The sequence below is a fragment of the Hymenobacter sp. GOD-10R genome (genome assembly GCF_035609205.1).
In the GTDB taxonomy this organism is placed as follows: Bacteria; Bacteroidota; Bacteroidia; order Cytophagales; family Hymenobacteraceae; genus Hymenobacter.
The window spans coordinates 6,559,227-6,583,270 of the sequence record NZ_CP141184.1 but is presented as its reverse complement, the minus strand read 5'-3'; the positions used below and the strand labels follow the sequence as shown (position 1 = coordinate 6,583,270).

At 57.4% G+C, this 24,044-nt stretch carries 21 protein-coding genes and 1 riboswitch; of the genes, 14 read left to right on the top strand and 7 right to left on the bottom strand.

The genetic code is table 11. From position 1 onward, the window contains the following. The first annotated feature begins 266 nt into the window (after nucleotides 1-266). Nucleotides 267-566 carry an antibiotic biosynthesis monooxygenase family protein gene (locus tag SD425_RS25980; RefSeq protein WP_324673829.1) on the top strand — a complete coding sequence of 100 codons (300 nt, stop codon included), beginning with the start codon at nucleotides 267-269 and terminating at the stop codon, nucleotides 564-566. 165 nt (nucleotides 567-731) lie between these two features. Beyond that, complete coding sequence (locus SD425_RS25975; protein ID WP_324673827.1) at nucleotides 732-2,786, top strand: ATP-binding protein; 2,055 nt, start codon at nucleotides 732-734, stop codon at nucleotides 2,784-2,786. A gap of 11 nt (nucleotides 2,787-2,797) precedes the next feature. Here the strand turns inward: SD425_RS25975 and SD425_RS25970 are convergent, their stop codons facing one another. The 3 genes from SD425_RS25970 to SD425_RS25960 form a co-directional block, all read right to left on the bottom strand. Further along, nucleotides 2,798-3,580, bottom strand: a complete 783-nt coding sequence (locus tag SD425_RS25970) for a TIGR00266 family protein (RefSeq protein WP_324673825.1) — start codon at nucleotides 3,578-3,580, stop codon at nucleotides 2,798-2,800. A 152-nt stretch (nucleotides 3,581-3,732) separates the two neighbouring features. Next, entirely contained in the window at nucleotides 3,733-4,110 is a 378-nt protein-coding gene (locus SD425_RS25965; RefSeq protein ID WP_324673823.1) for a hypothetical protein, read from the bottom strand. Nucleotides 4,111-4,236: 126 nt separating this feature from the next. Then, nucleotides 4,237-6,570, bottom strand: coding sequence for a S41 family peptidase (locus SD425_RS25960; RefSeq protein ID WP_324673821.1), 2,334 nt, complete (start codon nucleotides 6,568-6,570; stop codon nucleotides 4,237-4,239). Nucleotides 6,571-6,808: 238 nt separating this feature from the next. Between SD425_RS25960 and SD425_RS25955 the strand changes: the two genes are divergently transcribed. The 3 genes from SD425_RS25955 to cbiB are packed head-to-tail and all read left to right on the top strand — an operon-like array spanning nucleotide 6,809 to nucleotide 10,229. After that, on the top strand, nucleotides 6,809-8,275 hold the full coding sequence (locus tag SD425_RS25955; protein ID WP_324673819.1) for a cobyric acid synthase: 1,467 nt from the start codon (nucleotides 6,809-6,811) through the stop codon (nucleotides 8,273-8,275). A gap of 5 nt (nucleotides 8,276-8,280) precedes the next feature. Next, nucleotides 8,281-9,309, top strand: a complete 1,029-nt coding sequence (locus tag SD425_RS25950) for a pyridoxal phosphate-dependent aminotransferase (protein ID WP_324673817.1) — start codon at nucleotides 8,281-8,283, stop codon at nucleotides 9,307-9,309. Then, nucleotides 9,288-10,229: an adenosylcobinamide-phosphate synthase CbiB gene (gene cbiB / locus SD425_RS25945; RefSeq protein ID WP_324673815.1), complete on the top strand. Its 942-nt coding sequence runs from the start codon at nucleotides 9,288-9,290 to the stop codon at nucleotides 10,227-10,229. Before SD425_RS25950 ends, cbiB begins: the two co-directional genes overlap by 22 nt. Here cbiB and SD425_RS25940 read toward each other — a convergent pair. Beyond that, entirely contained in the window at nucleotides 10,206-11,555 is a 1,350-nt protein-coding gene (locus tag SD425_RS25940; RefSeq protein WP_324673813.1) for a cobyrinate a,c-diamide synthase, read from the bottom strand. The genes cbiB and SD425_RS25940 overlap by 24 nt on opposite strands. A gap of 35 nt (nucleotides 11,556-11,590) precedes the next feature. On the opposite strand from SD425_RS25940, the gene SD425_RS25935 reads away from it, so the two are divergent. The 9 genes from SD425_RS25935 to SD425_RS25895 all read left to right on the top strand — a co-directional run bounded on the left by SD425_RS25935 (nucleotide 11,591) and on the right by SD425_RS25895 (nucleotide 19,824). Continuing rightward, a complete protein-coding gene (locus SD425_RS25935) occupies nucleotides 11,591-12,124 on the top strand; it encodes an AAA family ATPase (protein WP_324673811.1) in 534 nt (177 codons plus the stop codon). A gap of 42 nt (nucleotides 12,125-12,166) precedes the next feature. Next, nucleotides 12,167-12,369: riboswitch (cobalamin riboswitch) on the top strand. Nucleotides 12,370-12,398: 29 nt separating this feature from the next. Continuing rightward, entirely contained in the window at nucleotides 12,399-13,613 is a 1,215-nt protein-coding gene (locus SD425_RS25930; RefSeq protein ID WP_324673809.1) for an ABC transporter substrate-binding protein, read from the top strand. After that, nucleotides 13,580-13,807, top strand: coding sequence for a hypothetical protein (locus SD425_RS25925; protein ID WP_324673807.1), 228 nt, complete (start codon nucleotides 13,580-13,582; stop codon nucleotides 13,805-13,807). Before SD425_RS25930 ends, SD425_RS25925 begins: the two co-directional genes overlap by 34 nt. Further along, nucleotides 13,804-16,026: a TonB-dependent receptor gene (locus SD425_RS25920; protein ID WP_324673805.1), complete on the top strand. Its 2,223-nt coding sequence runs from the start codon at nucleotides 13,804-13,806 to the stop codon at nucleotides 16,024-16,026. The genes SD425_RS25925 and SD425_RS25920 overlap by 4 nt, the downstream gene beginning before the upstream one ends. A 229-nt stretch (nucleotides 16,027-16,255) precedes the next feature. Beyond that, the gene (locus SD425_RS25915; protein ID WP_324673803.1) at nucleotides 16,256-16,759 is read left to right on the top strand and encodes a bifunctional adenosylcobinamide kinase/adenosylcobinamide-phosphate guanylyltransferase; all 504 of its coding nucleotides are present in this window, start codon (nucleotides 16,256-16,258) and stop codon (nucleotides 16,757-16,759) included. A gap of 22 nt (nucleotides 16,760-16,781) precedes the next feature. Further along, the gene (locus tag SD425_RS25910; protein ID WP_324673801.1) at nucleotides 16,782-17,414 is read left to right on the top strand and encodes a cob(I)yrinic acid a,c-diamide adenosyltransferase; all 633 of its coding nucleotides are present in this window, start codon (nucleotides 16,782-16,784) and stop codon (nucleotides 17,412-17,414) included. Continuing rightward, entirely contained in the window at nucleotides 17,411-18,457 is a 1,047-nt protein-coding gene (gene cobT, locus SD425_RS25905) for a nicotinate-nucleotide--dimethylbenzimidazole phosphoribosyltransferase (protein ID WP_324673799.1), read from the top strand. The genes SD425_RS25910 and cobT overlap by 4 nt, the downstream gene beginning before the upstream one ends. Before the next feature lie 9 nt (nucleotides 18,458-18,466). Further along, nucleotides 18,467-19,261, top strand: coding sequence for an adenosylcobinamide-GDP ribazoletransferase (locus SD425_RS25900; protein ID WP_324673797.1), 795 nt, complete (start codon nucleotides 18,467-18,469; stop codon nucleotides 19,259-19,261). After that, a complete protein-coding gene (locus tag SD425_RS25895; RefSeq protein WP_324673795.1) occupies nucleotides 19,246-19,824 on the top strand; it encodes an alpha-ribazole phosphatase family protein in 579 nt (192 codons plus the stop codon). Before SD425_RS25900 ends, SD425_RS25895 begins: the two co-directional genes overlap by 16 nt. A 22-nt stretch (nucleotides 19,825-19,846) precedes the next feature. Here SD425_RS25895 and SD425_RS25890 read toward each other — a convergent pair whose 3' ends face one another. The 3 genes from SD425_RS25890 to SD425_RS25880 form a co-directional block, all read right to left on the bottom strand. Continuing rightward, the gene (locus tag SD425_RS25890) at nucleotides 19,847-21,262 is read right to left on the bottom strand and encodes an alpha-L-fucosidase (protein WP_324673793.1); all 1,416 of its coding nucleotides are present in this window, start codon (nucleotides 21,260-21,262) and stop codon (nucleotides 19,847-19,849) included. Between the two features lie 442 nt (nucleotides 21,263-21,704). Next, nucleotides 21,705-23,420 (bottom strand): GMC family oxidoreductase, encoded by a 1,716-nt coding sequence (locus SD425_RS25885; protein WP_324673791.1) that lies wholly within the window; start codon nucleotides 23,418-23,420, stop codon nucleotides 21,705-21,707. Beyond that, nucleotides 23,407-23,976: a gluconate 2-dehydrogenase subunit 3 family protein gene (locus SD425_RS25880; protein ID WP_324673789.1), complete on the bottom strand. Its 570-nt coding sequence runs from the start codon at nucleotides 23,974-23,976 to the stop codon at nucleotides 23,407-23,409. The genes SD425_RS25885 and SD425_RS25880 overlap by 14 nt, the downstream gene beginning before the upstream one ends. Nucleotides 23,977-24,044 lie beyond the last annotated feature (68 nt).

Sequence of the window (24,044 nt, the reverse complement as noted above, 5' to 3'; positions counted from 1 at the left end):
TTAAGTGCTGACGCAGTGCTTTGTGCTCATCAAGTAAAGAAGTCGATTGGGGTGCCGGGCGGCAAAGTCGCTGGCCGGCAATCTTCGCGACAGAGTGCTTTTCAACCTAGGTGTAGTTGCGAACTAGCAAGGTGTCGAAGCTAAAGCTGAAAATAAGCCGTTTGGCTGGAGTTATGCAGGTTAAATGCTCTGATTTACAGATGAATGCTAGCACTCCCGGACTAATAAGATCATTGTTTTAATCGTCATCTTCTCATACCTTACCTATGTTGTACGCGCGAATTTTTCAAGTCTTGCTCAAGGCTGGTACTGCTCCCCAAGCCATTGATCTCTACCAAAACGAAGTTGGGCCGGTGCTCAAACAACAGCCCGGTTATGTGACCAGCCGCTTCCTAACCAACACTGAAAATAACAAATGCCTAGCCGTGATTTTGTGGGACAACGAAGAGAACCGCGAGGCCGCCGAGTCTAGCGAATCGCTTCAGGCGGTGTTCAATCATCTGGCGCCCTGCTTCGACGGCACCCCGACCATCGACTACTACGAGGTGGCGGTGCAGGTTGCTTGAGCTACGTTCCTCCAGACCTAGTTGTAGAAAGCTATAGTCCTTCATATTTAGCTAGCCATTGCTGCGATGAAATCTTGCTTGGTATTCATAAGCGTGTGGTTATTGGTTGGCGTTCTTGCGGCGCACGCTCAAAAGCCTACGCCTATAGTAGATAGTCTCCGCCAATTGTTGCAGACTCAGACCAAACTCGACACGATGCGGGTCCGACGGCTTCAGAAGCTAGGGCAGGTACTGACAGCCACCGACCCTGCGCAGGCCCGCGCCTCCATCAAACAAGCCTTGACGCTTAGCCAAGACCTACACTATACGAGAGGTGAGGGCCGGGCATTGCTCTGGCTCGGTACTATTGCCCGCCGAGAAGCTGATTACGAACAGGCGCGGCGCCACGTTAGAGAAGCGCAGCAAGTGTTTGCGCACATCCGAAACTGGCGTGGTCAGGGCGAAAGCTGCTTGGAACTGATGCTGATCGAGATGATGCAGGGCAACAATGCGTCGGCCATCGTGGCGGCGCAGCAAGGTATTCCATTGGCCGAGCAAGCCAATGATGCCCAAACCAAACGACGATTGCAGGCCACTTTAGGCTCTATTTACCTGAATCTGGAAGATTATAAAGCTGCTTTGCCCATTCTGCAAGCTGCCCTGAAAAATGGAGAACAAGCCGGTGACAAACAGGTGATGATGGTCATGCAGAACGCACTAGGTACGCTCTATACCAAGCAGAAAAATTGGGCTCCGGCGCTGCACTACTTTGAACGGGCTCAGCAGCTGGCCATCGGAGAGCACGACGACGTAAATAGGACGATTGACGAGATAAATATGGCCGATGTGTACCGGCTGCAAGGCAACTACCAGCAGGCTCGTTTTCATGGGTTGCGCGCCTATGCCCGCGCCGTTGCCGGAAAAGATAACTACAGCCTGCCCTTCGCCGAACTGCTATTGGCCCAAGTGTATCAGGCCGTGCACCAGCCCGATAGCGCCATCGCGCTGGCCAGTAAAAGCCTGGAACGAGCCCGGCAGACGCGCAGCAAAGAAAACATGCGCGATGTTAGCTTGGTGTTGGCCCAAGCCTACGCCGAGCGCCGCGAGTTTGCCCCCGCTTACCGTTACCAGGGGCAGTACCTAGCCTACAACGACACGCTGGCGGGCGAACAAACCCAGCGCCAAACCACCGCCCTACGCTACGGCTATGAGCTGGATAAAAAACAGGCCCAGATTGCCCTGCTTACCAAAACGCGGCAACTGCAAGATCAGCAAAGCGTCCGCCAGCGCCAGCAGCTTTACGGGTTGCTGGCTGGCCTAGGTAGCGTAGTGCTGGTGGCGGGACTGCTCTGGCGCAACGTGCTCCTGAAGCAGCGCGCTAATCGCCGCCTCAACGAGAAAAATGAGCAGATTGCCGGACAACGTGACGCCCTCGACCGCACCCTGGTAGAGCTAAAAGGCGCGCAGGCTCAACTCATTCAGAAAGAAAAAATGGCGAGTCTAGGCGAGCTGACGGCGGGCATTGCCCACGAGATTCAAAACCCTCTGAACTTCGTCAACAACTTCGCCGAGGTATCCGCTGAGCTGCTCGCTGAACTGGAAGAAGCCCAGCAGCAACCGGAGCGCGACATAGAGTTAGAGCAGGACCTGTACACTGACATTCGGGAGAATCTGCACAAAATCAACCACCACGGCCGCCGCGCTGATGCTATTGTGCGCGGCATGCTTGCCCATAGCAACCATGGCTCCGGCGCCAAGCAACCTACCAAACTCAACGTACTCACCGACGAGTACTTGCGCCTGGCTTACCAGGGCGTGCGGTCCAAGGACAAAAGCTTTGTGTGCGACCTGCAAACTGATTTTGCTGAGAAACTAGACAAGGTTTCGGTGGTGCCGCAGGACATTGGGCGGGTGCTGGTGAATCTATTTTCCAACGCTTTCTATGCCACGCAGCAGCGCAGCCAACAGGAAGGCACCACCTACAAACCACAAGTAAGCGTGCAAACCCGCCAAGACGCCGACCACATCGAAATTCGAGTGCGCGACAACGGCACGGGCATCCCGGAGCCGGTGCGCCAGAAGATTTTCCAACCCTTCTTCACCACCAAGCCTACCGGCCAGGGCACCGGCCTAGGTCTGTCGCTGAGCTACGATATCGTGACGCAAGGGCATGGCGGGCAACTGCTGGTCGAGTCGGAGCTAGGCCGCTACACCGAATTTGTGGTGCAGCTGCCCGCCTAGCCTGCGGCGCTTTACTCGTCGAATATGCCGCTGACCATGTTGCCGAGCACGCTGCCGCTTTCTTTGTTGGCGTTGCTGCCGTTGGGCATCAGCGCCTGAATCAGCTTCTTCACGGGCATCGACTGGAGCCACACCCGGCCGGTGCCACGCAGCGTAGCTAGTAAGAGGCCTTCGCCCCCGAAGATCATCGACTTTAAGCCCCCAGCCCGCGCCACGCTGAAGTCGATACCGGGCTCAAAGGCCACCACGCAGCCCGTGTCCACGCGTAGTAGCTCGTTGTTTAGGCGCTTCTCGATGATGGTGCCCCCGGCATGAATAAAAGCCTTGCCGTCGCCGGTGAGCTTTTGCAGAATAAACCCTTCGCCGCCAAAGAAGCCTGCTCCTAAGCGCTGGTTAAAGTGTATGGCCATTTTGGTACCCTTAGCCGCCGCCAAGAAACCGTCCTTTTGCACGATGAGACCATTGGGCATGGTATCTAGGTCGATTGGAATGATGGTGCCAGGATAGGGCGCCGAGAAGGCCACCCGGCTTTTGCCATAGCCGCCCCGGTGCGTGAAGTGCGTCATGAACAGCGACTCACCCGTAATCAGGCGGGTGCCCGCCGAGAACAGCTTGCCCAGCACGCTTTGGTCGGGTTCCGAGCCGTCGCCCATCTTAGTTTCGAAGGCAATGGCTTCGTCCATGTACACCATAGCGCCGGCTTCGGCAACTACCGTTTCGTTAGGGTCTAACTCAACTTCAAGTACTTGAATATCATTGCCAAGGATCTTGTAATCGACATCGTGGGAGCGCATGATTGGGGGAAGGATTGTAGTGGAAAATTTGCGCTCCAAGTATAAGAAACTGCAACTGATTTTGACGTAAAACGGCTGTAGCGCGAAATAGGAGTTTCGTGCTACAGCCGTTCTGCTTTGTGCGGAGCGTAATGCCCACGCCATAACCTAGCTTATTCCTCGGGCAACTCCGCCGTGGTGTCGGCGGCTTCGGCGGCCGGATCTGGGTCACCCTTCTTCGATTTCTTCGCCTCTTTACTCGTGCGGCGCATGAAATCCTCGTCCGATTCTTCGGGTTCGGGGGCACCTTCTTCCAGTGGAAACTCGTCGTCTTCCTCGATCTTCTCGCCAAACTGCCCGTCGCGGTTCACGAGCTTCTTGTCGCGCACGTGGCGGTTCAGGAAGGAGTTGACCTCCTCAATAGAGTAGGTGGAGGTGATTTCGCCTAGCGGGTTCACCTTTATTTCAAAACCCTCCAGCTCCTTGTGCACACGGGCCTTTTTGTCGGGGTCGTTTTTCTTTTTATTGCTGTTCGTGGGTTTCTTAGCCATGATTGACGAGTATGGAAAGTGCCAATTACCTAGGTATTTGCGTGAGTCGGCCCGTGAGCGGGCGCTGACTACCTGGATACTACGCAAGGCTTGGCCCGACGGATGTACGAAGTTGTGCCACCCGGGCTAGTTTGCCTTGGCCAGCTCAATGGCTTTTTCCAGAAACTCGTCGCGACCCTCGCGCACGCCCTGGATGGTCTTCTCTAGGTAGATATTTGGCTTGATGCCCACGCCATGGTGCTGACTACCATCGTGTTTGCGCACTTCCATGCCGGTCCAGGAGATGCTGTAGTTGCCGGGCAACGTGAAAGGGTTGATGTTGCCATTGGTACCCGCCGTTGGTTGCCCAATAATGGTAGCTAGCTTGTAGCCCTCAATAAAGCCCATGTAGCTCTCGGCGTAGCTGATGGCGCTCCCATCGGTGATGAAGATGATGCGGGCCGACAGGTGTGGCTTACTCGGTTTCATGGCCCAGCCCATATTGTCGTAGCCAGCTACCTTTTTCTGGTCGGGATAGATAAACCTAGGCACGCGCATCCAATGCGCGGCGGTGTCCGGACCGGAAAGTAAGTGACTGATTAACGGATGGTTGCCTTTCGGATACCCGCGTAGGTCGCAGATGATGGTTTTCATCTTGGCTAGCTCCGGCAGCAGCTCGTTGATGGCATCCATCGGAATTCGGTCCAGGTTCAGGTAGTACACCGAGGGTGAAATGAGCCGCGACATGGGGTGGGTGCTCTCATTATTTCGCAAGCCGCTCTTATTGAAATGAAGTGTAACAGGTTGGCTTTCACCGTTCGGTCGCTGCACTTGCAAAGCTAGCGAAGCATTAGGCGGGCCCATCAAGGTTTCGAAAGCGGCGCGGTAGTGCAACCAGCCCGGCGTGGCCGCCGAGATGTACTGCTCCGCCTCGCGGAAGTACATCGCCGCTGGCTGCCCATTAATCATTGTAACAATATCGCCGCGCTGCACGCCAAGTGAGTCGTTGGCTACGTGCGTGATAATCAATTGATTTTGTACCCATTCCCACCGAATAGGCAAGTACCGGTAGTTGTTGCTGCGCGCCGGTGGGCTTACCCGCACGTGGCCGTCGTGCAGGTGGGCCGTAAGGCGCTGCAAGACTTTCAAATTGTCTGCCTCCGATTGGTCGGGATACGCGGCTCGTAGCGCTTCTGGCAGTGCCGTTGGCCAGTTGGAATTGGTGACGGCGAAGTAAGGATAAAAATGTTGGAAGACGTTCCAGGTGATGACTACGTCGGCGAGACGTACGGCGCGGTCGTTGCCGGTGAACCGGCTAGGAGTGAGCTGATTCAGCTCCGTTTGCAGTGCTTCCAGCGCGGCGTTGTCAGCTGCCGGGAAGGTAGCGTCTTTGGTGCCGTATAAGGCCAACGGAAGCACACACCGCAAGCCGCTACCTAGGTCTTCCTGCACGACTTCGCCAATTTGAGCCTGTTGCGGAAACAGCGCCTTGCCTGCCACAATGAAGTTCTCATTTTGCGCTTCGACTTTATCGAGGGAGCGAATAACGACGCTGTGCTTTTCCTGGGCAGCATCCGTAGCGCTGACTAAGAAAGAGTAGGCGTCGTTACTATTGTTCGCAACAAAGCGGCTCGTATTAGCTTGGCCGGAGATACTGCGTGGATATTGTTTTACTTCATCTTCTTCAAAGCCAGTAGCAAATACGGTTTTCCATGCGCCATCCTCCTGCACCGCTACCTGCATGTTATCTACCTGAATCTGCCCGCTGCCGATGAGCATGGACCCGAAATACAGAAAAGTTGCCTGTGGGTCGATGGTACCTTTTATTTCGTACTCTGCCCACTCTTTGCTCTGAATAGGCCGGTCAACCATATTGTCGAAAAACCCCACTCCTTTGTAAGGCAAATCGACGCGAGCCCACAAGGCGCCAGGCCCATCTTGCGGGGACGTATTGCGTACTAAAGCCGTGTAGCGGAACGATTTACCGCGGTACGGCGTGGCATCTACCGCTTTGGTGAGGGTACCAAAAGTAGACCGCGCGGCCGGGTCTTTCAATGGCTCCGGTCGGTGCGTGCGGCGGCTGTGGTATGGGCTCTGGGCGTTGCCTTGCCCCATCCCCTGATGCTGCCAGCTAATTACTTCGTAGCCTTTCAAGGTAGGAGGTGTAATGTCCTTGGCTTTGAAGAGGTAAGTTTTGCCCGCCGGAATTAGCTGAAGCGTGGGCGCTATGGGTTGAAAAAGGCCTAGCAGCGTTTTCTTCAACTCCGCCTCGGTTTGTGCTTGCTCCACGCGTTGGGCACCCAGCACCGCGAACTTGTCCCAGTCGATGGCGGCGGCTTCGTCGCTGGGGTGGAAGTAGCGCACGTAGCCGTAGAGCCGTGTGAAAGTTTCCAGGTTCTGCACGGTGCGCGGCGTGGGCGCTTGGGCACTGGCAGCACTTGCGCCCAGGAGCAAGCTGATAGTCAGGAAAGATAAGCGCATAGGGTATGGATAAAGGTGGAGGATAAGCAGACTAGGTTGGATAGAAGATGCTTGCTCATAGCCAGTTGGTTGCAAGCAGCCCAAGGTGATGGCTCAACGGCTGAATGGTGGCCTTAGTATAGTGAAAATAGCTTCTTGCCTGTTGACGCTTATGCGACGCAAAAGAGGTTGCTAGCGGTCGTCTGGGCAAGAGCGGGTACTTTTGCAGCTCACTCCCCTCTAACGCCCGCAATAGCTCATGCTTCGTCCTATTATGTTTGTCGGCACCGCGTCCGACGTAGGCAAGAGCATTATCACGGCTGGTTTTTGCCGCATCTTCCGGCAAGATGGCTACCATCCGGCGCCGTTCAAGGCCCAGAACATGTCGTTGAATAGCTACGCCACGCCCGAAGGCTTAGAAATCGGACGGGCGCAGGCCATGCAGGCGGAAGCGGCCGGTGTGCCCTGCCACGTTGATATGAACCCGGTGCTACTCAAGCCTACCTCCGACCAGGCTTCCCAGGTGGTACTTAACGGCCGGCCCATTGGCACGCAGTCGGCCTACGAATACTTCCGCGCTAACGACCGCCTCGCCCTCTTCGAAGCCGCAACTCAGGCTTTCGACCGCCTCGCGGCTAGCTATTCGCCGGTAGTGCTGGAAGGCGCGGGCAGCATCTCGGAGCTGAATCTCAAGAAGCGCGACATCACCAACTTGCGCATGGCCCGCCACGCTGGGGCCGCCACGTACCTCATTGCCGACATCGATAAGGGCGGCGTGTTTGGCAGCGTGTACGGCACCCTAGCTTTGCTGGAGCCGGAAGAAAAAGCCTGTATTAAAGGTGTTATTATCAATAAGTTTCGGGGCGATGCGCGCTTGTTTGACGACGGCCGCCAGCAGCTCCAAGACCTGACCGGCGTACCGGTGGTGGGGGTGCTCCCGTACTTCCGCGACATATTCCTGGAGGAAGAAGACTCCGTGACCTTGGCGCGCAAGCAAATGAGCCCTGGCGCTGCCGACCGAGTGCAAGTGGCCGTGGTACTGCTCGGGCGCATGTCGAACTTCACCGACTTCGACGCCTTAGCGCATGATGCGCGGGTGCATCTGTTCTACACCCACAACCCCGCCGACTTACTGAGCGCCGACATTATCATTCTGCCCGGCAGCAAGAACACCATCGACGATCTGATAGCCTTGAAAAACAACGGTCTAGCTGCGGCTATTGTGCAGGCACAGCGCGCTGGCAAAACGGTGGTAGGCATCTGTGGAGGGTACCAAATGCTAGGTCGTTCAGTAGAAGACCCCGATGGCGTGGAAAGCCAGGTAGCGGCTACGGCCGGCCTAGGTCTGCTGCCCGTGCGCACGGTACTGCAAGGCGAGAAGACGACCCAACAGCGGCAGTTTGCTTTTCTGGATGCGCCCGGTACCTGCCAGGGCTACGAGATTCACATGGGCCAAACGACTCCCGAAGGTCACGCACAGCCCGTGGCTACCCTAGCCGACGGCACGCTGGATGGCTATGCCGTTAGTCCGCGCTGCTGGGGCACGTACTTGCACGGCATTCTCGACAATGCAGCTGTAATCGATTATTTGCTAGCGCCTTATGCCACGACGCAAGTTGCGCCGCTCGATTTCGCTGCTTTCAAGCAGCAGCAATTCGACCGGTTGGCCGCGCTTATCCGCGCAAACGTAGACATGGCGCAGATTTACGCGGCCCTGCAACCCTAACGCGCATGCTACACGGTCACGGCGACGACGCATACCGCCACTCTCAGCACGTAGTAGCCGATTTCAGCACCAACGTGTGGTACGGCGGCGAGCCCGCGGGCTTGAAAGAATACGTTTTTGCGCAGTGGCCCACGGTGAATCGCTACCCCGAAGTCCTAGCCGAGAGCCTAGCGGCACAGGTGGCGGCCCACCACGGCGTGGCCCCAACCCAAGTGCTCATTAGCAGCGGCACCACCGAGAGCATCTACCTCGTAGCGCAGGCCTGGGCACGGCAGCGCAGCACCATCCTCACGCCTGCCTTCGCCGAGTACGAAGATGCCTGTCGCCTCCACCATCACCAGCTGCGCTTCGTAGCGTGGGAAGATCTGCAAGCCGACACGCTGATTGATAGCGAGTTGATCTTCATCTGCAACCCCAACAACCCAACGGGTAGCGTGCTGACACTCGAGGTGCTAAGAGCCTTGCTAACAAGCAATCCGAACACGGTTTTTGTGCTCGATGAAGCATTCATCGAGTTTACCACTAGCATCGATAGCGCCATTCCGTTGCTGAGTCAGTTTGATAACCTGCTGATTCTTCGTTCGCTCACGAAAGCCTACGCTATTCCCGGTTTGCGGCTCGGCTACGTGCTAGGCTCAGCGAAACTAGTGACGCGACTTACGCAGCACAAAGCACCGTGGGCCGTGAATGCGCTAGCTGTGGCGGCTGGCCGCTTCCTGTTTGCGCACTACACCAAAGTGCAACCGCCTATTGCTCAGCTGTTAGCCGACAAGGAAAAGCTAGCTGCCGCGCTGGCGCAAAACCTAGGCATCCACGTCTTCCCCAGCCATACCCATTACTTCCTGGCTGCCACTCGCCACGGCACCGCCGCCGAGTTGAAGCACTGGCTGCTTGCGCAGCACGGCTTGCTCATTCGCGACGCTGCCAATTTTCGGGGGCTCACGCCGGCGCATTTTCGCATCGGCACCCGAAGCGCCGCTGATAATCAACTGCTCATAAACGCTTTAGCTGCATGGACCGCTTCACGCACCTAGCTCCGCCGCTCGCCCTCGGCTATGCGCTCGATTTGCTGCTGGCCGACCCCGAGGGCTTGCCGCACCCCGTACGAACCTATGGTACGCTCATCGCGGCGGGCGAGCGGCAGCTCAATCAGGGGCCTTATCGCTTCGCCAAAGGTGCCGTGCTGGCCGGGAGCCTCGTGGTCGGTACGTTTGGCACCTTTACGTTGCTGGACAAGCTGTTGCGTCGGCTACCTTTCGGCGTGGCGGTGGCTGTTAATAGCGTTTGGGTGTTCTATGGCCTAGCGAATACGGGCTTGGTGCGCGAGGGTCGAGCTGTGTTTACCGCCCTCGACGAGAAAGGAGTGGAAGCTGGCCGCCAGCAGCTAGCCCGCATCGTAGGACGCGACACCACCCAGCTTGATGCCCAGCAGATTCGCACCGCCGTGTTCGAGAGCCTGGCCGAAAACCTCAGCGATGGGGTGGTAGCGCCACTTTTCTATTACGCTTTGGCGGGCGTACCCGGCCTGATGGCCTACAAAATGGTGAACACCCTCGACTCGATGGTGGGCTACCGCAGCCCACGTTACGAGCAGTTTGGCAAGCTAGCCGCCCGCCTTGATGACGTAGCGAACCTAGTGCCGGCTCGCCTCACAGCGGTGCTGCTAGCGGCGCTTGGCGGTAGCAGGCGCGGCTTTCAGTTCATCTTGCGTTATGGTAATCAGCACAAAAGCCCTAATGCCGGCTACCCGGAAGCGGCGCTGGCGGGCGTGCTTAACTGCCGCTTCGGCGGGCCGAACTATTACCATGGCGAACTGGTGCCCAAGCCCTACATCGGCAACAACCCTCGCCCAATTGCGCCCACTGAAATCGAGCGGGTAGCTAGGCTTAATCACGCCGTTTGTGCCGTGGTGGTGGCCGGCATTATGGGGTTATTCTGGTGGCGCCGACGTTAAGGCGTTGGTTACCAAGTGTTCTATAAATGTTCGGTTTTCGCCCCAATAAAGGTGCACATAAGAAGCCCATACGTTGCCATGGCGGTACACCTGCACCGGTACGTCGGCACCTTTAGCGTTAGTAATCTGCACGGCTGCTGGGATCAAACCTTGATCTTCCAAAGTAGAGTAGTGAAACTCATGGCCTTTGATTTTCAAGCCCTTCCACTCCAAGGCTCGGTAACCTAGGGTGAGTTTAGCTTGCTGCATCGAAGTGGTGCAGGGCAGCACGTTTGTCATGGGGAGGGTCTGGCCCTGGGCATCGGTGAGGGTGCGGCCTAGGTACATCAGGCCGCCGCACTCGGCGTAGGCAGTGCCGCCCGCGGCGCAATACGCGGCAATGCTGGCGCGCATGCTGAGGTTGGCGCTCAGCGCTTCGGCAAACAGCTCGGGGTAGCCGCCGGGCAAGTACAGGAAATCGGTATCAGCAGGCAAGGCAGCGTCAGCTAGGGGGCTGAAGTACGTCACTTCGCCTAGCTCCTGTAGCGCATCTAGGTTTTGAAGGTAAGTGAAGGTAAACGCCTCGTCGCGGGCGACGGCTATGCGGCGTGGTTGGAGACTTAGGGCGGACGGCACGGTAGGTACCCACGTGGGAGCAGCGGTGTTCGTCACGGTCAGCAGGCGGTCGAGGTCGATGGTTTGGGGCAAGGCGTCGGCTAAGGCTTCCACGATGGCCTCGTACTGAACCTCCGCGTCAATCGACAAACCTAGGTGGCGCGATGGAATGGCAAACGCTGGATTATTAGGTAGATAGCCCAGTACCTCGACGCCCACATCCTCACAGGCTTCGCGCAGAAATTGGAAGTGCGAAGCGGTGTTCACAAAGTTGAAAATGGCGCCCACTAGCCGAATGCCCGGGTAAAAGTTCTTGAACCCAAACAGCAGCGGCGCCACTGAATACGCCATGGCTTTGGCATTGACCACCAAAATAACCGGAATACCAAGCTGCTCAGCTACATCGGCGGCGCTGCCTTGCATGCGGGTGGCCCCGTCGAAGAGGCCCATCACGCCTTCCACCACTGCCACATCGGCGGGGGCAGTGTAGCGGGCGTAGGTGGCTTGCGCGTGCTCCACCGATGCCATATACAGGTCGAGGTTGAGGCTAGGTCGGCCGGCGGCCTGAGTGTGGTGGTGCGTGTCAAGGTAATCGGGGCCGCACTTGAAGGGCTGCACCCGCAAGCCGCGTCGCGCCAATGCCCGCAGCAGCCCAAGCGTAAGGGTGGTTTTGCCGCTCCCACTGCTGGGGGCAGCAATCAGGAACTGCGGTTTCGGGGAAGAATGGGACACGATTGTATTTTTGAGCGTTTAATTACAAAATAAGAATGCCGCTTTACGTGATTTCGGGCGGCCCTGGGGCTGGCAAAACAACGCTGCTGACGGCCTTGCAGCAAGTGGGCTTCGGAACTGCCGATGAGGTGTCGCGCCAACTCATTCGCGAGCAAGTCGCGCTCGGCACCGACCAAGTACCGTGGCGCAACCTAGCTGGTTTTGCGGAGCTAGCCCTAGCCCGAATGGTGGCGCAGCACCAAGCCGCCAGCCAAGCCAACCGCACCACCTTTTTTGATCGAGGTATTCCGGATGTTATTGGCTACATGCTAGTTGCAGGCTTGTCAGTGCCGCCGGCGTACTACACCGCAGCAGCCACGCACCCGTACGCTTCGCCGGTGTTGCTGGCCCCGCCGTGGGCGGAAATCTACGTGAACGATGCCGAGCGCTGGCAGACCTTCGGTGAGGCTCAGGCGCTCTACCACGCCTTGCGCCGCACGTACCAGGACCTAGGTTTCACGGTGCTCGATTTGCCCAAAGTGCCCGTCGTTGAGCGCGTTGCTTTCGTGCGCAAGGTAGTTGCAACCTAGCTCTTAGACGGGCTAAATACTCAGCGGCAACATTTTTTGCCTACTTTTGCTAGCGCAATTGGTAGTCGTTTCCGCGGTGCGGAACGACTTTAAAAGGGAATCCGGTGTGAATCCGGGACAGTCTCCGCTGCTGTAACCCCCTCAAAACCCCGTCGATACCTTACGGGCCACTGTTTCAGCCTGAAACGGGAAGGCCATCGACGGGCGGGGAAGTCAGAAGACCTGCCGCTTGCAACATACAGTCACAGCTTTCGGCAGAAAGGCTCGTTGTACCATGCTCTACTCCTTGTTTGCTCCCGGCTCGGCTGGGAGACCGTCCATTTTTTCTCTTTTCCGCCGCTCCGCACTGGCGGGGCTGTTGCTGGCTTCGTTGCCTGGCTACAGCCAAGTTGCGCCGGCTCGCCCCGCTGCCAAAGCGGTAGCGACGTCCGCTGTGCGCGGACGAACGACGGTTCAATTTGCCAAAGGCTTTACCATCAGCTACGTAGGTGGTTGTAAGGTAATAACCATCCTGAGTCCTTTCGAGCAGAAAACGACGGCGACGCGCTATTTGCTGGTGCCCCGGGGCGTTACTCGCCCGGCCGGCTACACCGATGCGGTTGTCATTCAAACGCCTATTCGCAGCTTGGTGGCGCTATCGTCAATGCACGTGGCACTGGCCGATTTCCTAGGGGCCGACGATGTGATTGTCGGCTTAGGCGACTTCAAATACGCTTCGGCCCCGCGGGTGCGGCAGCGCATTGCCGAGGGCAAGATCATCAATGCCGGGCAGGGCCGGGAGCTTAATAATGAGCTGCTTATCGCTCAGCACCCCGACTTAGTGATGAGCACCGGGTGGCCTGGTCAAGGTCTCAGCCGCTTTCAAACCCTGCAAGCAGCCGGCGTGCCCGTGATGATCAACTCCGAGTGGGTCGAGTCGACGCCCCTAGGTCGGGCGGAGTGGGTGAAGGTGATGGCTGCCTTGCTCAACAAGGAAGACTTGGTCAACCAGAAGTTTGGCCAAGTGGTGCGCGACTACCAGCGCCTAGCCGCCCTCGGTCAGAAAGCCGCCAAGAAGCCGAAAGTAATTGTGGGTCTGCCGTTTAAGGACGTGTGGCACGTGCCGGATATGGACAGCTACATGGCGCAATTTCTGCGCGACGCGGGCACCACCTATGCCTGGGATAAGACCAAATCGCCCCAAGGCAGCCTCGCCCTTTCGTTTGAAACGGTGTCGCCTGTAGCGCTCAGTGCCGACTATTGGCTACAAACCGGCTCGGCCAACACTAAGACCGACATCACGGCCCAGGATACGCGCTACGCAGCCTTCGCCCCGTTCAAAAACAATCGGCTCTACAACAATAACAAGCGCACGAACGCGCAGGGCTCCAACGACTACTGGGAATCGGGCGCCGTGCACCCCGACGTGGTGCTGTCGGATCTGATTAAGATCCTGCACCCCGAGCTACTGCCCAAGTGGCAACTCTACTACTACAAGCCAGTTCAGTAAGCCCCGCCAGCCTAGCTTTTGATGCGGTTTGCGCGCCTTTTCCCCTGCGTGCCCTGCCCGACCTAGGTGTGTTGCCCGGCGCATTTTGGCCCGACTTCCAGCGTAAGACCAACCCATCTACCCGCAACCAAGTGGCTGTTAGCCAGCATTCTTTTTCACTTTCCCCTGGCCGGCTTTCCCGGCAAAACTCATGAAGAAAAAACGTTTACGCCGCCATCACACAGCTACTCGCATTGAGATCAAGCTCATGTTGGGTACAGTGCTTCTCGTGGGCACGCTGCAAGGCGCGCAGGCGCAGGTACTGGCCGACACGCTGAATCGGCAGCGGTTGGGCGAGGTCGTGGTGACGGCCACCCGTTCGGGTGCGGAGCGTGCGAAACTACCCCAGCAGATTCAGGTTATCACGCAGAAGGATCTGCGCGCCACGCCCTACCAGGAGTTTACGGACGTGCTGAAGAAGAATGCTTCAGTAGATGTAATTCAGTACCCAGGATTGCTGGCAGGCGTGGGCATTCGGGGCTTCCGGCCCCAGAGCAGTGGTCTGAACCAACGGGCGCTGCTGCTCGTCGATGGCCGACCTGCTGGTACCACCAACCTCGCCACGCTTGACCTAGGTAGCGTGCAGCAAATTGAAGTGCTGAAAGGGCCCGCCTCGGCGCTCTATGGCTCGCAGGCCATGGGCGGCGTGGTAAACGTGATTACGCGCCAGTCGCGCGGGGCAGTGCGCTCGTCGCTGTTCACGGAATATGGTAGCTACCAAACTGTTAAGCTAGGCGGCGCAACCGGCGGCAACATCACCGAGAAGCTCGATTTCGACCTGTCCTTCTCGATGTTCGACCGCGCTCAGGATTATAAGCTAGGTAAAAAGGGCCTCTTCCGCCGCGAGCTCGACGGTGCGGAAGCCACCAAGCTGTACGCCGACGGCACCTCGCTGAGCACCGACGACAAGCGCGCCGACGGGCAGCGCCGCCGCTATACTAAGCTCAACTACTACTCGGGAGCGTTGCGCTTGGGCTACCAGCTCAGTCAGCACTGGCGCCTCGACGTGCGTGGCGAGTCCTTCGTGGCGCGCAATGTGCAGTCACCCAATGATGTGTACTACGGAGACCTAGGCAACACCACCAAGGATATTGAGCGTGCAAACCTCGACGTGGGCGTAACAGCCGACTACGACCACCACCAGCTATTGGTGCGCGCCTACACTTCCAAGGAGACGAACAACAACAACACCCTCTATACCGGCAACACACCCATCGCGCCGTACCGCTCCTTTCAGAGCCAGTACTTGTGGAAAGGTCTTCAGGTAAAGGACATTATCAAGCTAGGCCGGCAGAGCATCACGGTGGGCCTCGACCACAATGAGGCGACCAGCAACTCGCTACGCTACAATGCTACCGGCGCCAACCTAGCTCCGTTCAACCCTAACTACGAGCTGAACACGACCGGCATTTACGCCCAAGGTCAACTGAGCTTGCTGGAGGATAAGCTGATCGTGACGCCCGGCGTGCGCTACGATTTCATCACCTACAACGTGAAGCAAACCGACCTGCTCACTTCGTTCACGCCCGGCAAAACCACCAACCCCTTCTTCAGCCCTAGCCTCGGCGCCCAATACGAGCTATTAGATGGCCTGCGGGCGCACGCCACCATCGGCCGCGCCTACGTGACCCCAGATGCCTACAACGTGGCCGGCTATTCCCAGACTAGTCCCAATGCCACGAAGCAAGTATCTATCACGCAAGGCAATGCCGATCTGAAGAACGAGAACAGCGTGACCTGGGACGCCGGCGTGCGCTTCGGCCGCCCGACCACCGGCTTCTCTGCCGACGTAACCTACTTCGCTACGCAGGTACGTAACCGCATCACCACCCGCACCACGAACCCCGCAGGCGAGACAACCCCGGAAGGCTACACCGTTGCTTCGCGCACAACCTACGTGAATGCCAACGACAGCCAGATTCGCGGCCTGGAAACCGAGCTAGGTTATGACTTCGGCGCACTCGCCGATAACCGCTACTCGCTCCGCGTCTTTGCCGGCGGCACCCGCATCTTCAAGGCCGAAGACATCACCAACAACCTCGATAACTCCCAAACAAAGCGGGATATTTTCAATGTGGCCAAGCTGAGCGGCAACTACGGCGTGACGTATGGCAGCACGGAGAATGGCCTGAATGCTCGCCTAACCGGGCACTATGCGGGCTACCGCAAGGACACCGACTTTACGGATGTTAAGTCGCCTCAAATCACCTATCCGCGCTACATGACCCTCGACTTTTCGGCTGGCTATACTTTCGCGGGCAAGCACACCATCTCGCTGCTAGTGAACAATCTAACGAACGAGAACTACTACGAGAAGCGTGGTTATAACTTGCCTGGCCGTAATATCTCGGGTCGGTACTCTATCAATTTCTAAGAACTTGCGAGCTGCAAGCAGGCTACCTAGGTTATGTGAATGCCATTAAAAGAACGTCATGCTGAGCTTGCCGAAGCATCTCGCGTGCCGTGGTAAACCCTGACATTTGGAGTTACCATCGCACGCGAGATGCTTCGGCAAGCTCAGCATGACGTTCAAGAGAGACGGAAGACTCCAGAAACACCATTTGCTACACACGTTAAGCTGACCTGCTGACTTTTATTTCCCTATGCTCTACTACATCTCCGGCGGACAGCGCTCGGGTAAAAGCCGTTACGCGCAGGACTTAGCCTTGCAGCTCAGCCCTAGCCCGGTGTACCTAGCTACGTCGCGGGCTTGGGACGACGACCACCGCCAGCGCATCGCCCGGCACGTGGCCGACCGTGATGAGCGCTGGACGACCCTAGAGGAAGAAAAGTACCTAAGCCGCCTCAACCTGATTGGCCGTACCGTCGTGCTCGATTGCGTGACGCTCTGGCTCACCAACTTCTTCACCGATACCAACTACGACGTCGCCGAATCCCTACGCCAAGCAACAGCTGAATTTGATGAGCTGGTAAAGCAAGATTGCACGTTGCTGGTTATCTCCAATGAAATCGGGATGGGCTTGCACGCATCAAACGAAGCAGGTCGTAAGTTCACGGACCTCCAAGGCTGGCTGAACCAGCACATTGCCCAGCGCGCCGACCACGCCATCTTTATGGTGTCGGGGTTGCCGCTAACAATAAAGTAACCTTTTGATTGACAAAGATTTTATGAAGATATACACCAAGAAAGGCGACAACGGTACCACCGGCCTGTTCGGCGGTCAGCGCGTATCCAAGGATGATGTGCGGGTGGAATGCTTCGGCACCCTCGACGAGGCCAACTCGACCCTAGGTTTGCTGCGCGTGAAGCTAGGTGCCGACCACGCCTGGCAGCCCAACCTCCACCGAATTCAAAAAGATTTGATGGATATGATGTCGCACTTGGCGCGGCCTTCCACGGCCAAGAAAATCAACCCGAACCCGATGCCGGAAGACGGCGCGCAGTTTTGCGAGGAGTGGATTGATGCGCTGGAAGGCCAGATGACTTCGCCCTCCGACTACTTTCTGCTGCCTGGTGGCAACGAAATATCGGCCCTCTGCCACGTGGTGCGCACCCAGATGCGCCGGGGCGAGCGGCGCCTCGTGACCCTGATGGCTGAGGACGAGGTGCATCCGGCTATTCCGGCCTACATCAACCGTCTCTCGGACCTGTTCTTCACGTTGTCGCGCGCCGAAATGGACAAGGCTGGTGTGGCCGAGGAAAAGTGGCAACTGTTTCTTTATAAACGCTTTAAAAAAGCCGAAGAGCCTGCTGCTCCTGACACGGCTACTCCCACACCTGCCGACGAACCTGCCGCGTGAACACTTGGAATATCACTGCGCCTGACCTAGGTTTGGCCGCGGCCATTGCGCAGAAGATTGACACCAAAACCAAACCGCTCGGCGCGCTCGGGCAACTGGAAACCCTCGCTTATCAAATTGCGCTGGTGCAGCAAACGCTGACTCCGGAGCTGCGCCGCCCGCACGTGGCGGTGTTTGCCGCCGACCACGGCGTTGCGCAATCCGGCGTGAGCCAGTACCCACCCGAGGTGACGCACCAAATGGTGCGCAACTTCGCGCAGGGTGGCGCGGCCATCAACGTATTTTGCCGCCAGAATGGGCTTGGCCTGACCATCGTGGATGCCGGCGTGCGGGGCAGCTTTGCCGACCTAGCCTCAGTGCGCAACGAAAAGATGGCGGAGGGCACCCAGAACTTCGCGCACATGCCTGCCATGACGGCCGCGCAGTGTGCTGATGCCCTTCAGCGCGGTGCCCGCCTCGCCGATGAGCTACACGCCAGGGGCTGCAATGTGCTGGGTGTGGGCGAGATGGGTATTGGGAATACGTCGTCGGCCGCCGTGCTGATGCACCTGCTCACGTGCCAGCCGCTGGCTGCGTGCGTGGGACGCGGCACCGGACTTGACGAAGCCGGCGTAGCTCGCAAGCTCTCCATCCTGACCAACGCCGTAGCCGCCTATCCAACGGTCGGCTCCGATCCGTTGACCGCGCTGGCGACCTTCGGTGGCTTTGAAATCGCGCAGATGTGTGGGGCGTTGTTGCGGGCCGCTGAGCATCAGATGCTGCTACTTATTGATGGCTTTATTGCCACCTCGGCGCTGCTGGTGGCTGCTCGACTAGCTCCTAATATTCTAGCTTACTGCGTGTTCTGCCACGAGTCGGGCGAGCAGGGGCACCGGCTGCTGCTAGAGGAGCTAGGTGGTGAGCCGTTGTTGCGCCTTGGGCTGCGGTTGGGCGAAGGCACGGGTTGTGCGCTGGCCTATTCGCTGGTGCAGGCGGCCGTGAGTTTCCTCAACGAAATGGCGTCGTTTGCTAGCGCTGGTGTCAGCGACGATTCTGCTACCTAGCCTTCGCCTATGACCACCCTGCTGCGCCACCACTTGCGCTTGCTGCTGTTGGCTGTGCAGTTCTACACCCGGCTGCCCGTGCCGAATTGGGTCGGCTATTCCGATGAACTGCTGAACAAGGCCACTATCTACTTCCCGCTAGTAGGCTGGCTGGTAGGTGGCGTCGCGGCGGGCGTGTGGCTGGGGGCAAATTTGCTTTTTCGCAGTGCTGATGTAGCGCTGCTGCTGAGCATGGTGGCGAGCATCCTACTCACCGGTGCCTTCCACGAAGATGGGTTTGCCGACGTGTGCGACGGCTTCGGTGGTGGCTGGACCAAGGCGAAGATCCTGGAAATCATGAAGGACAGTCGCCTGGGTACCTACGGCGCGACGGGCCTAGGTTTACTGCTCGCGCTGAAGTTCTTAACTCTGCGCGGGCTGCCGCCCACTACGGTTGGTGCTGCCCTGCTGCTGGCTCACCCGCTGAGCCGGGCCACGGCCCTCACCAGTATTTTTACTCATCACTACGCCCGCGCCAACGAAGACAGCAAGGCCAAGCCCGTGGCGAAAAAGCTAGGGGTTACTGACTTGGCAGCTGGCTGGCTGCTTGGCTTGTCGCCACTACTGTGCTACGTTGTCTGGCAGCAGCGCCCGCTGTTGCTTCTGGTGCTGCTGCCCTTGGCGCTCGTGCAGCGCGGGCTAGCTAACTACTTTCAGCGCTGGATTGGCGGCTACACCGGCGATTGTCTCGGGGCGATTCAGCAAGTAGCTGAGGTCGTTATCTACTTATTTTTCCTGGCTAGCTTTGCATGGAAGTTTATCTGATTCGCCACACGGCTGTGCAGGCGGCGGGGCTCTGCTACGGCCACTGCGACGTGCCTTTGGCTGATACGTTCGCGGCCGAAGCAGCGCAAGTACAAGCCAAGCTAGCTAGCCTGGCGCCGGCTCCTCCTACCGGGTACCGGGCTTTCAGCAGTCCTGCCCAGCGCTGCCTAGCTTTGGCCGAAACACTCAGTACGGCAATTACACCGGACGAACGCTTGCGCGAAATGCACTTCGGCACCTGGGAAAACCGCTTGTGGAGCGCGCTGCCCGCTGCCGAAACGACCCCGTGGATGGACGATTATGTGACGCTGGCGCCACCCCAGGGCGAAACATTCGGGGCGGTGCAACAGCGTGCCGCGGCTTTCCTCACCGAGTTGGTGAGTGCCGACCTAGGTTCGTGGCCAGTGGTGATGGTCACGCACGGGGGCACCATCCGGGCGCTGGTGTGCCATTGCCTGCAAATTCCGCTGCAAAATGCCTTTCAGCTAGGTGTCGACTATGGCTCCATCACTCGGCTCAAATGGCAGTATGACTGCTGGCAGCTGCTAGGGCTGAACGGATAGCGTAAGTGGCCTTCTGCTTTAGCTAGCGTCGCTCATCGAACACCTGAAACTCAGCAATGGAGGGCTGGTGGTCGTAGCGGTCGATGCGCATGCGCACCTTGCTGCCCCACACTCGGTTGAAGCGGTGGAGCTTAATACTGGTGCCGTTGGTGCCGCTAAACAGAGATTTCCACGCCACGCCGTCCCAATATTCGAGTGCGTAGTCGCTGATGTTGGCTTTCTGCTCAGCTACGACGATGGTGTTGAAGCTGCGCTCGTTCTTGAAGTCGATTTCGTACCAAGGCTGTTTCACCGTTTTGTTAGACTGCCAAGTGGAGTGATAGTCGTCATCGTTGGCGAAATCCATGATGTTCATGTCGTCGCTCCAGCTAGAGTTAGCTGCTTGATTCTTAGCTAGGTTGCTGGCAATAATGGGCGGTTCCAGGGGCGATAATTTGGTCGTCGGGCCCGCATTTTTCCACAGCTTCCCAATCTCCTTCAGCCCCGCGAGGGCATTATCGTCGATAAGCCCATCCCGGTTGGGCGCCACGTTCAGGATGAAGTTGCAGCTGTTTTCATTAAGCGGCACAAGCGTTTCGTTGACCAGCTTGGCCGGATCGCGCACGGGTACCGTGGGGAAGTCCGTTTTCCAGAACCAAGCACTGTTGATAGGCAAACACGCCAGCGAAGGCATGCGCTTGCTACCGGGCGCCATGCGCTGATCGGCACCCATTTCGTAGGTTTTGATGTCGGTGTAGTACAAGCCCTCAGCCGGGTACTTGGCCCCATTCAGATCCATTACCAGGCATTCGGGCTGCAAGGACTTCACCAAGGTGTATATATCCTCAAAAGGCACATCGTCATAGGAGATGCGCGACCAGGGAGCGTCCCAGCCGTCAATGATTAGAGCCTCAATCTTGCCGTAGTTGGTCAGCAGCTCCGTTAGCTGCGTCTTGATCATGGCAATATGGGCGGGCGTAATCTGGTTGGGCCGCAGCTTATGATGAGTGTCCAAGATGGAGTAGTAGAGCATCACCTTCAGGCCGTTAGCCCGAAAAGCATCGGTGAACTGCCTGACCACGTCCTTCTTATACGGGCTGTTCATCACGCTGTAGTCGGTGCTCTTGGTATCCCAGATGCAGAACCCGCTGTGGTGCTTTGTGGTCAGGCAGCCGTAGCTCATGTTGGCCGACTTCGCCGCCTTTGCACACTGCGTGGCGTTAAGCCTCTTGGGGTTGAACAAGGCCGGCGAAGCTTCTGGATCGGGCCAGTCCTGATCCATGTACGTCGGAATGTTGAAGTGAATGAACATGCCGAAGCGCAGGTCAACGAACTGCTGTTGTAGCTGCCCCAGGCTGGTTGCGCTGTTCGCCGCTATGGTTGGCTGCGCAAATAATAAAGTAGGCCAAGCTAGACTCAGCAACAAGAAAACGATTGGCGGACAGCGGTGAAAGAGCATAGCAATGAGCCTAATTACTTGAAGCAGAGACTAATGAGGGTGTAGTAGACTTAACTATTATATACTAAGTTTAGGCTATTATATGCCAGGCAACCCATCGTTGATGAAAAACCATTGGTTCTGGTCTACCGGTCGTCGGGAGCACAATGGCTGTTTTCGTAAGATTCTGGCCACTATGTAGAACATCGACTACACTTGCTACTTTGCCAAAGCGAAGCATATCGCCTACAGGTGAAGTGTGCTAGCTAGGGTACATAGAATACTCAACAAGTTATTAGTTGCAAAGACGCTAGATAGCGTATGCAACGGCTAGAACCTAGCTTTAGAGCTGAATAGTAGTGGCTTGAGTATTATAATCGGCGGGACCAGCAAGACGTCTAAACAAAAAATGCCCGGCCAGATAGCCAGGCATTTTCAGCGTAAGGTATTTTATACTTTCGGCTTAGGCGTCGCGCCGTTTCGCGGCCTGCACCGCGTGATCTACTGCCCGGGCTGTGAGGGCCATGTAGGTCAAAGAAGGGTTCTGAGTGGACGTTGACGTCATGCAGGCCCCGTCGGTCACGTACACATTGGGACAGGCGTGCAGCTGGTTCCACTTGTTGAGCAACGATGTTTTAGGGTCATGCCCCATCCGTACACCGCCCATTTCGTGAATATCGAGACCCGGCGCTTGTTTAGAGTTGATCGTCTTGATGTTGGTGAAGCCGGCTTTCGTGTACATCTCCGTAAACTGCTCATAGAAGTCCTGCTTCATCTTAGCGTCGTTGTCGTCGTAGTCAACCGAAACCGACAGCAGTGGCATGCCCCATTCGTCTTTGTGCTTGGGGTCAAGGCGCACGTAGTTGGTTTCCTTGGGGATGGTTTCGCCCATCATGTGCGAGCCTACTTGCCAAGGGCCAAGTGTTGGGTTCTCTAGGCTCTTCTTGAAGTCGACACCTAGCCCATCACTATCCGAGCCGAAATAGCGAGAAGCGCCAAAACCAGCGGCATAGCCCCGCAGGAAGTTAGTCTCTTGCTTAAACACGTTGCGGAACCGAGGGATGTAGCCGCCACCCGCCGGATTGCGCCCGTCCGTGGTCAAATCCTGGAACCCTTCGTATTCGGCGCTGATGCGGGCGCTGTAGTTATGGAACGCTACAAACTTGCCCAGCAAACCGTTGTCGTTACCTAGCCCCTGCGGGAAACGGCGTGATGTGGAGTTGAGAAGTAATAGGTTGGTATTCAACGCGCCCGCATTCACGAACAGAATAGGCGCGTAATATTCCGTCACGGCTTTGGTGTGGGCATCTATCACACGGATGCCCGTGGCGCGGCCCTGCTGCTCGTCGTACAAAATAGAGTGCACTACCGAGTCAGACCGCAGCGTCAGGTGCCCCGAGCGCATTGCCCACGGAATTGTGGAGGAGTTGCTGCTGAAGTATCCCCCGAATGGGCAGCCCCGCTGGCACAGCGTCCGGTTCTGGCATTGCCCCCGACCTTGCTGCGCGTGAATAGCCTTCTGCTCCGAGAGGTGGGCACAACGGGCACTGATAACGTGGCGGTTAGCGTACTTGCCCTTGATCTGCTTGCTGAAGTAATCTTCCACGCAGTTCAGAGGAAAAGCCGGCAGAAATTCGCCGTCAGGCAGCTGGGGTATGCCATCGGCGTGGCCGCTAATGCCGGCAAACTTCTCCACGTAGCTGTACCACGGCGCTAGGTCCTGGTAGCGGATCGGCCAATCGACAGCAAACCCGTCGCGGGCAGGCCCTTCGAAGTCGAAGTTGCTCCAGCGCTGCGTCTGGCGGGCCCACATCAGCGACTTTCCGCCCACCTGGTAGCCCCGAATCCAATCGAACGGCTTTTCCTGCACGTAGGGGTGCTCGGCATCCTTCACGAAGAAGTGCATTGCATCCTCCTTGAAGGCGTAGCAGCGGTTAATAATGGGGTTGGCTTTCTGAATATCCTGTGGTACTTCGCCGTTGTGCGCAAACTCCCACGGGTAAAGATTGGTCGTTGGGTAGTCCTTGATGTGCTTTACGTCCCGGCCGCGCTCCACTACCAAGGTCTTCAATCCCTTGTCGGTGAACTCTTTCGCAGCCCAGCCACCGCTCATGCCCGAGCCAATCACAATGGCATCGAACGTGCGCGTCTTAATGCTGTCAATGTTAAGATTGGCCATGATGCTTGCGCGCTAGATCAAGTTTCTTGGTGGGGAAGTAGCCATTGTAGCGGCTCGGCACAAGCTCATACACAATTTCTTGTGTCATAAAATACTTGCTCTTGGTATAGCCTGCCGCCGCTAGGCGCTTCGTGGTGCGATAGAAGTGCGCTAGGTCGGTGGGGGAGCCTTTCTGCTGATCTAGCATCCGTAGCATGGCCAGCTTCTGCTGCGGAGTGCACGCCGCGAAACCTAGGTTGTGCTGCTGGTGGGCGGCGTTGTCCAGCTGCTTCATGCCATTCAGAAAAGCTTGCTGGTCTTTTAGTTTACCGCAATCGTCGAGCATGCGCAGCACGTACAGGTGCAGGCCTAGGTCCTTGGCACCGGGCGTGTCTGTTTTCGGCAGGATGGTTTCGCATACTTCTGCCAAGAGCTTTTCTTGACTGGCGCTCACCGGCAAGTGCCGGAGCGAAATGGAAGCGGGAGCTTCCTTGGTCGTCTCGTGAAAACAGGCGGGCAGCACTACGGCTGTTCCTGCCACAAAAGCTAGGTTTCTCAGAGCTGTACGCCGGTTCATAGCACGTAAGCGTTGGGTGGTTTAGGACGTCTAAGCTACAGATTTTCTGTCATAAAGCTCGGACTGCT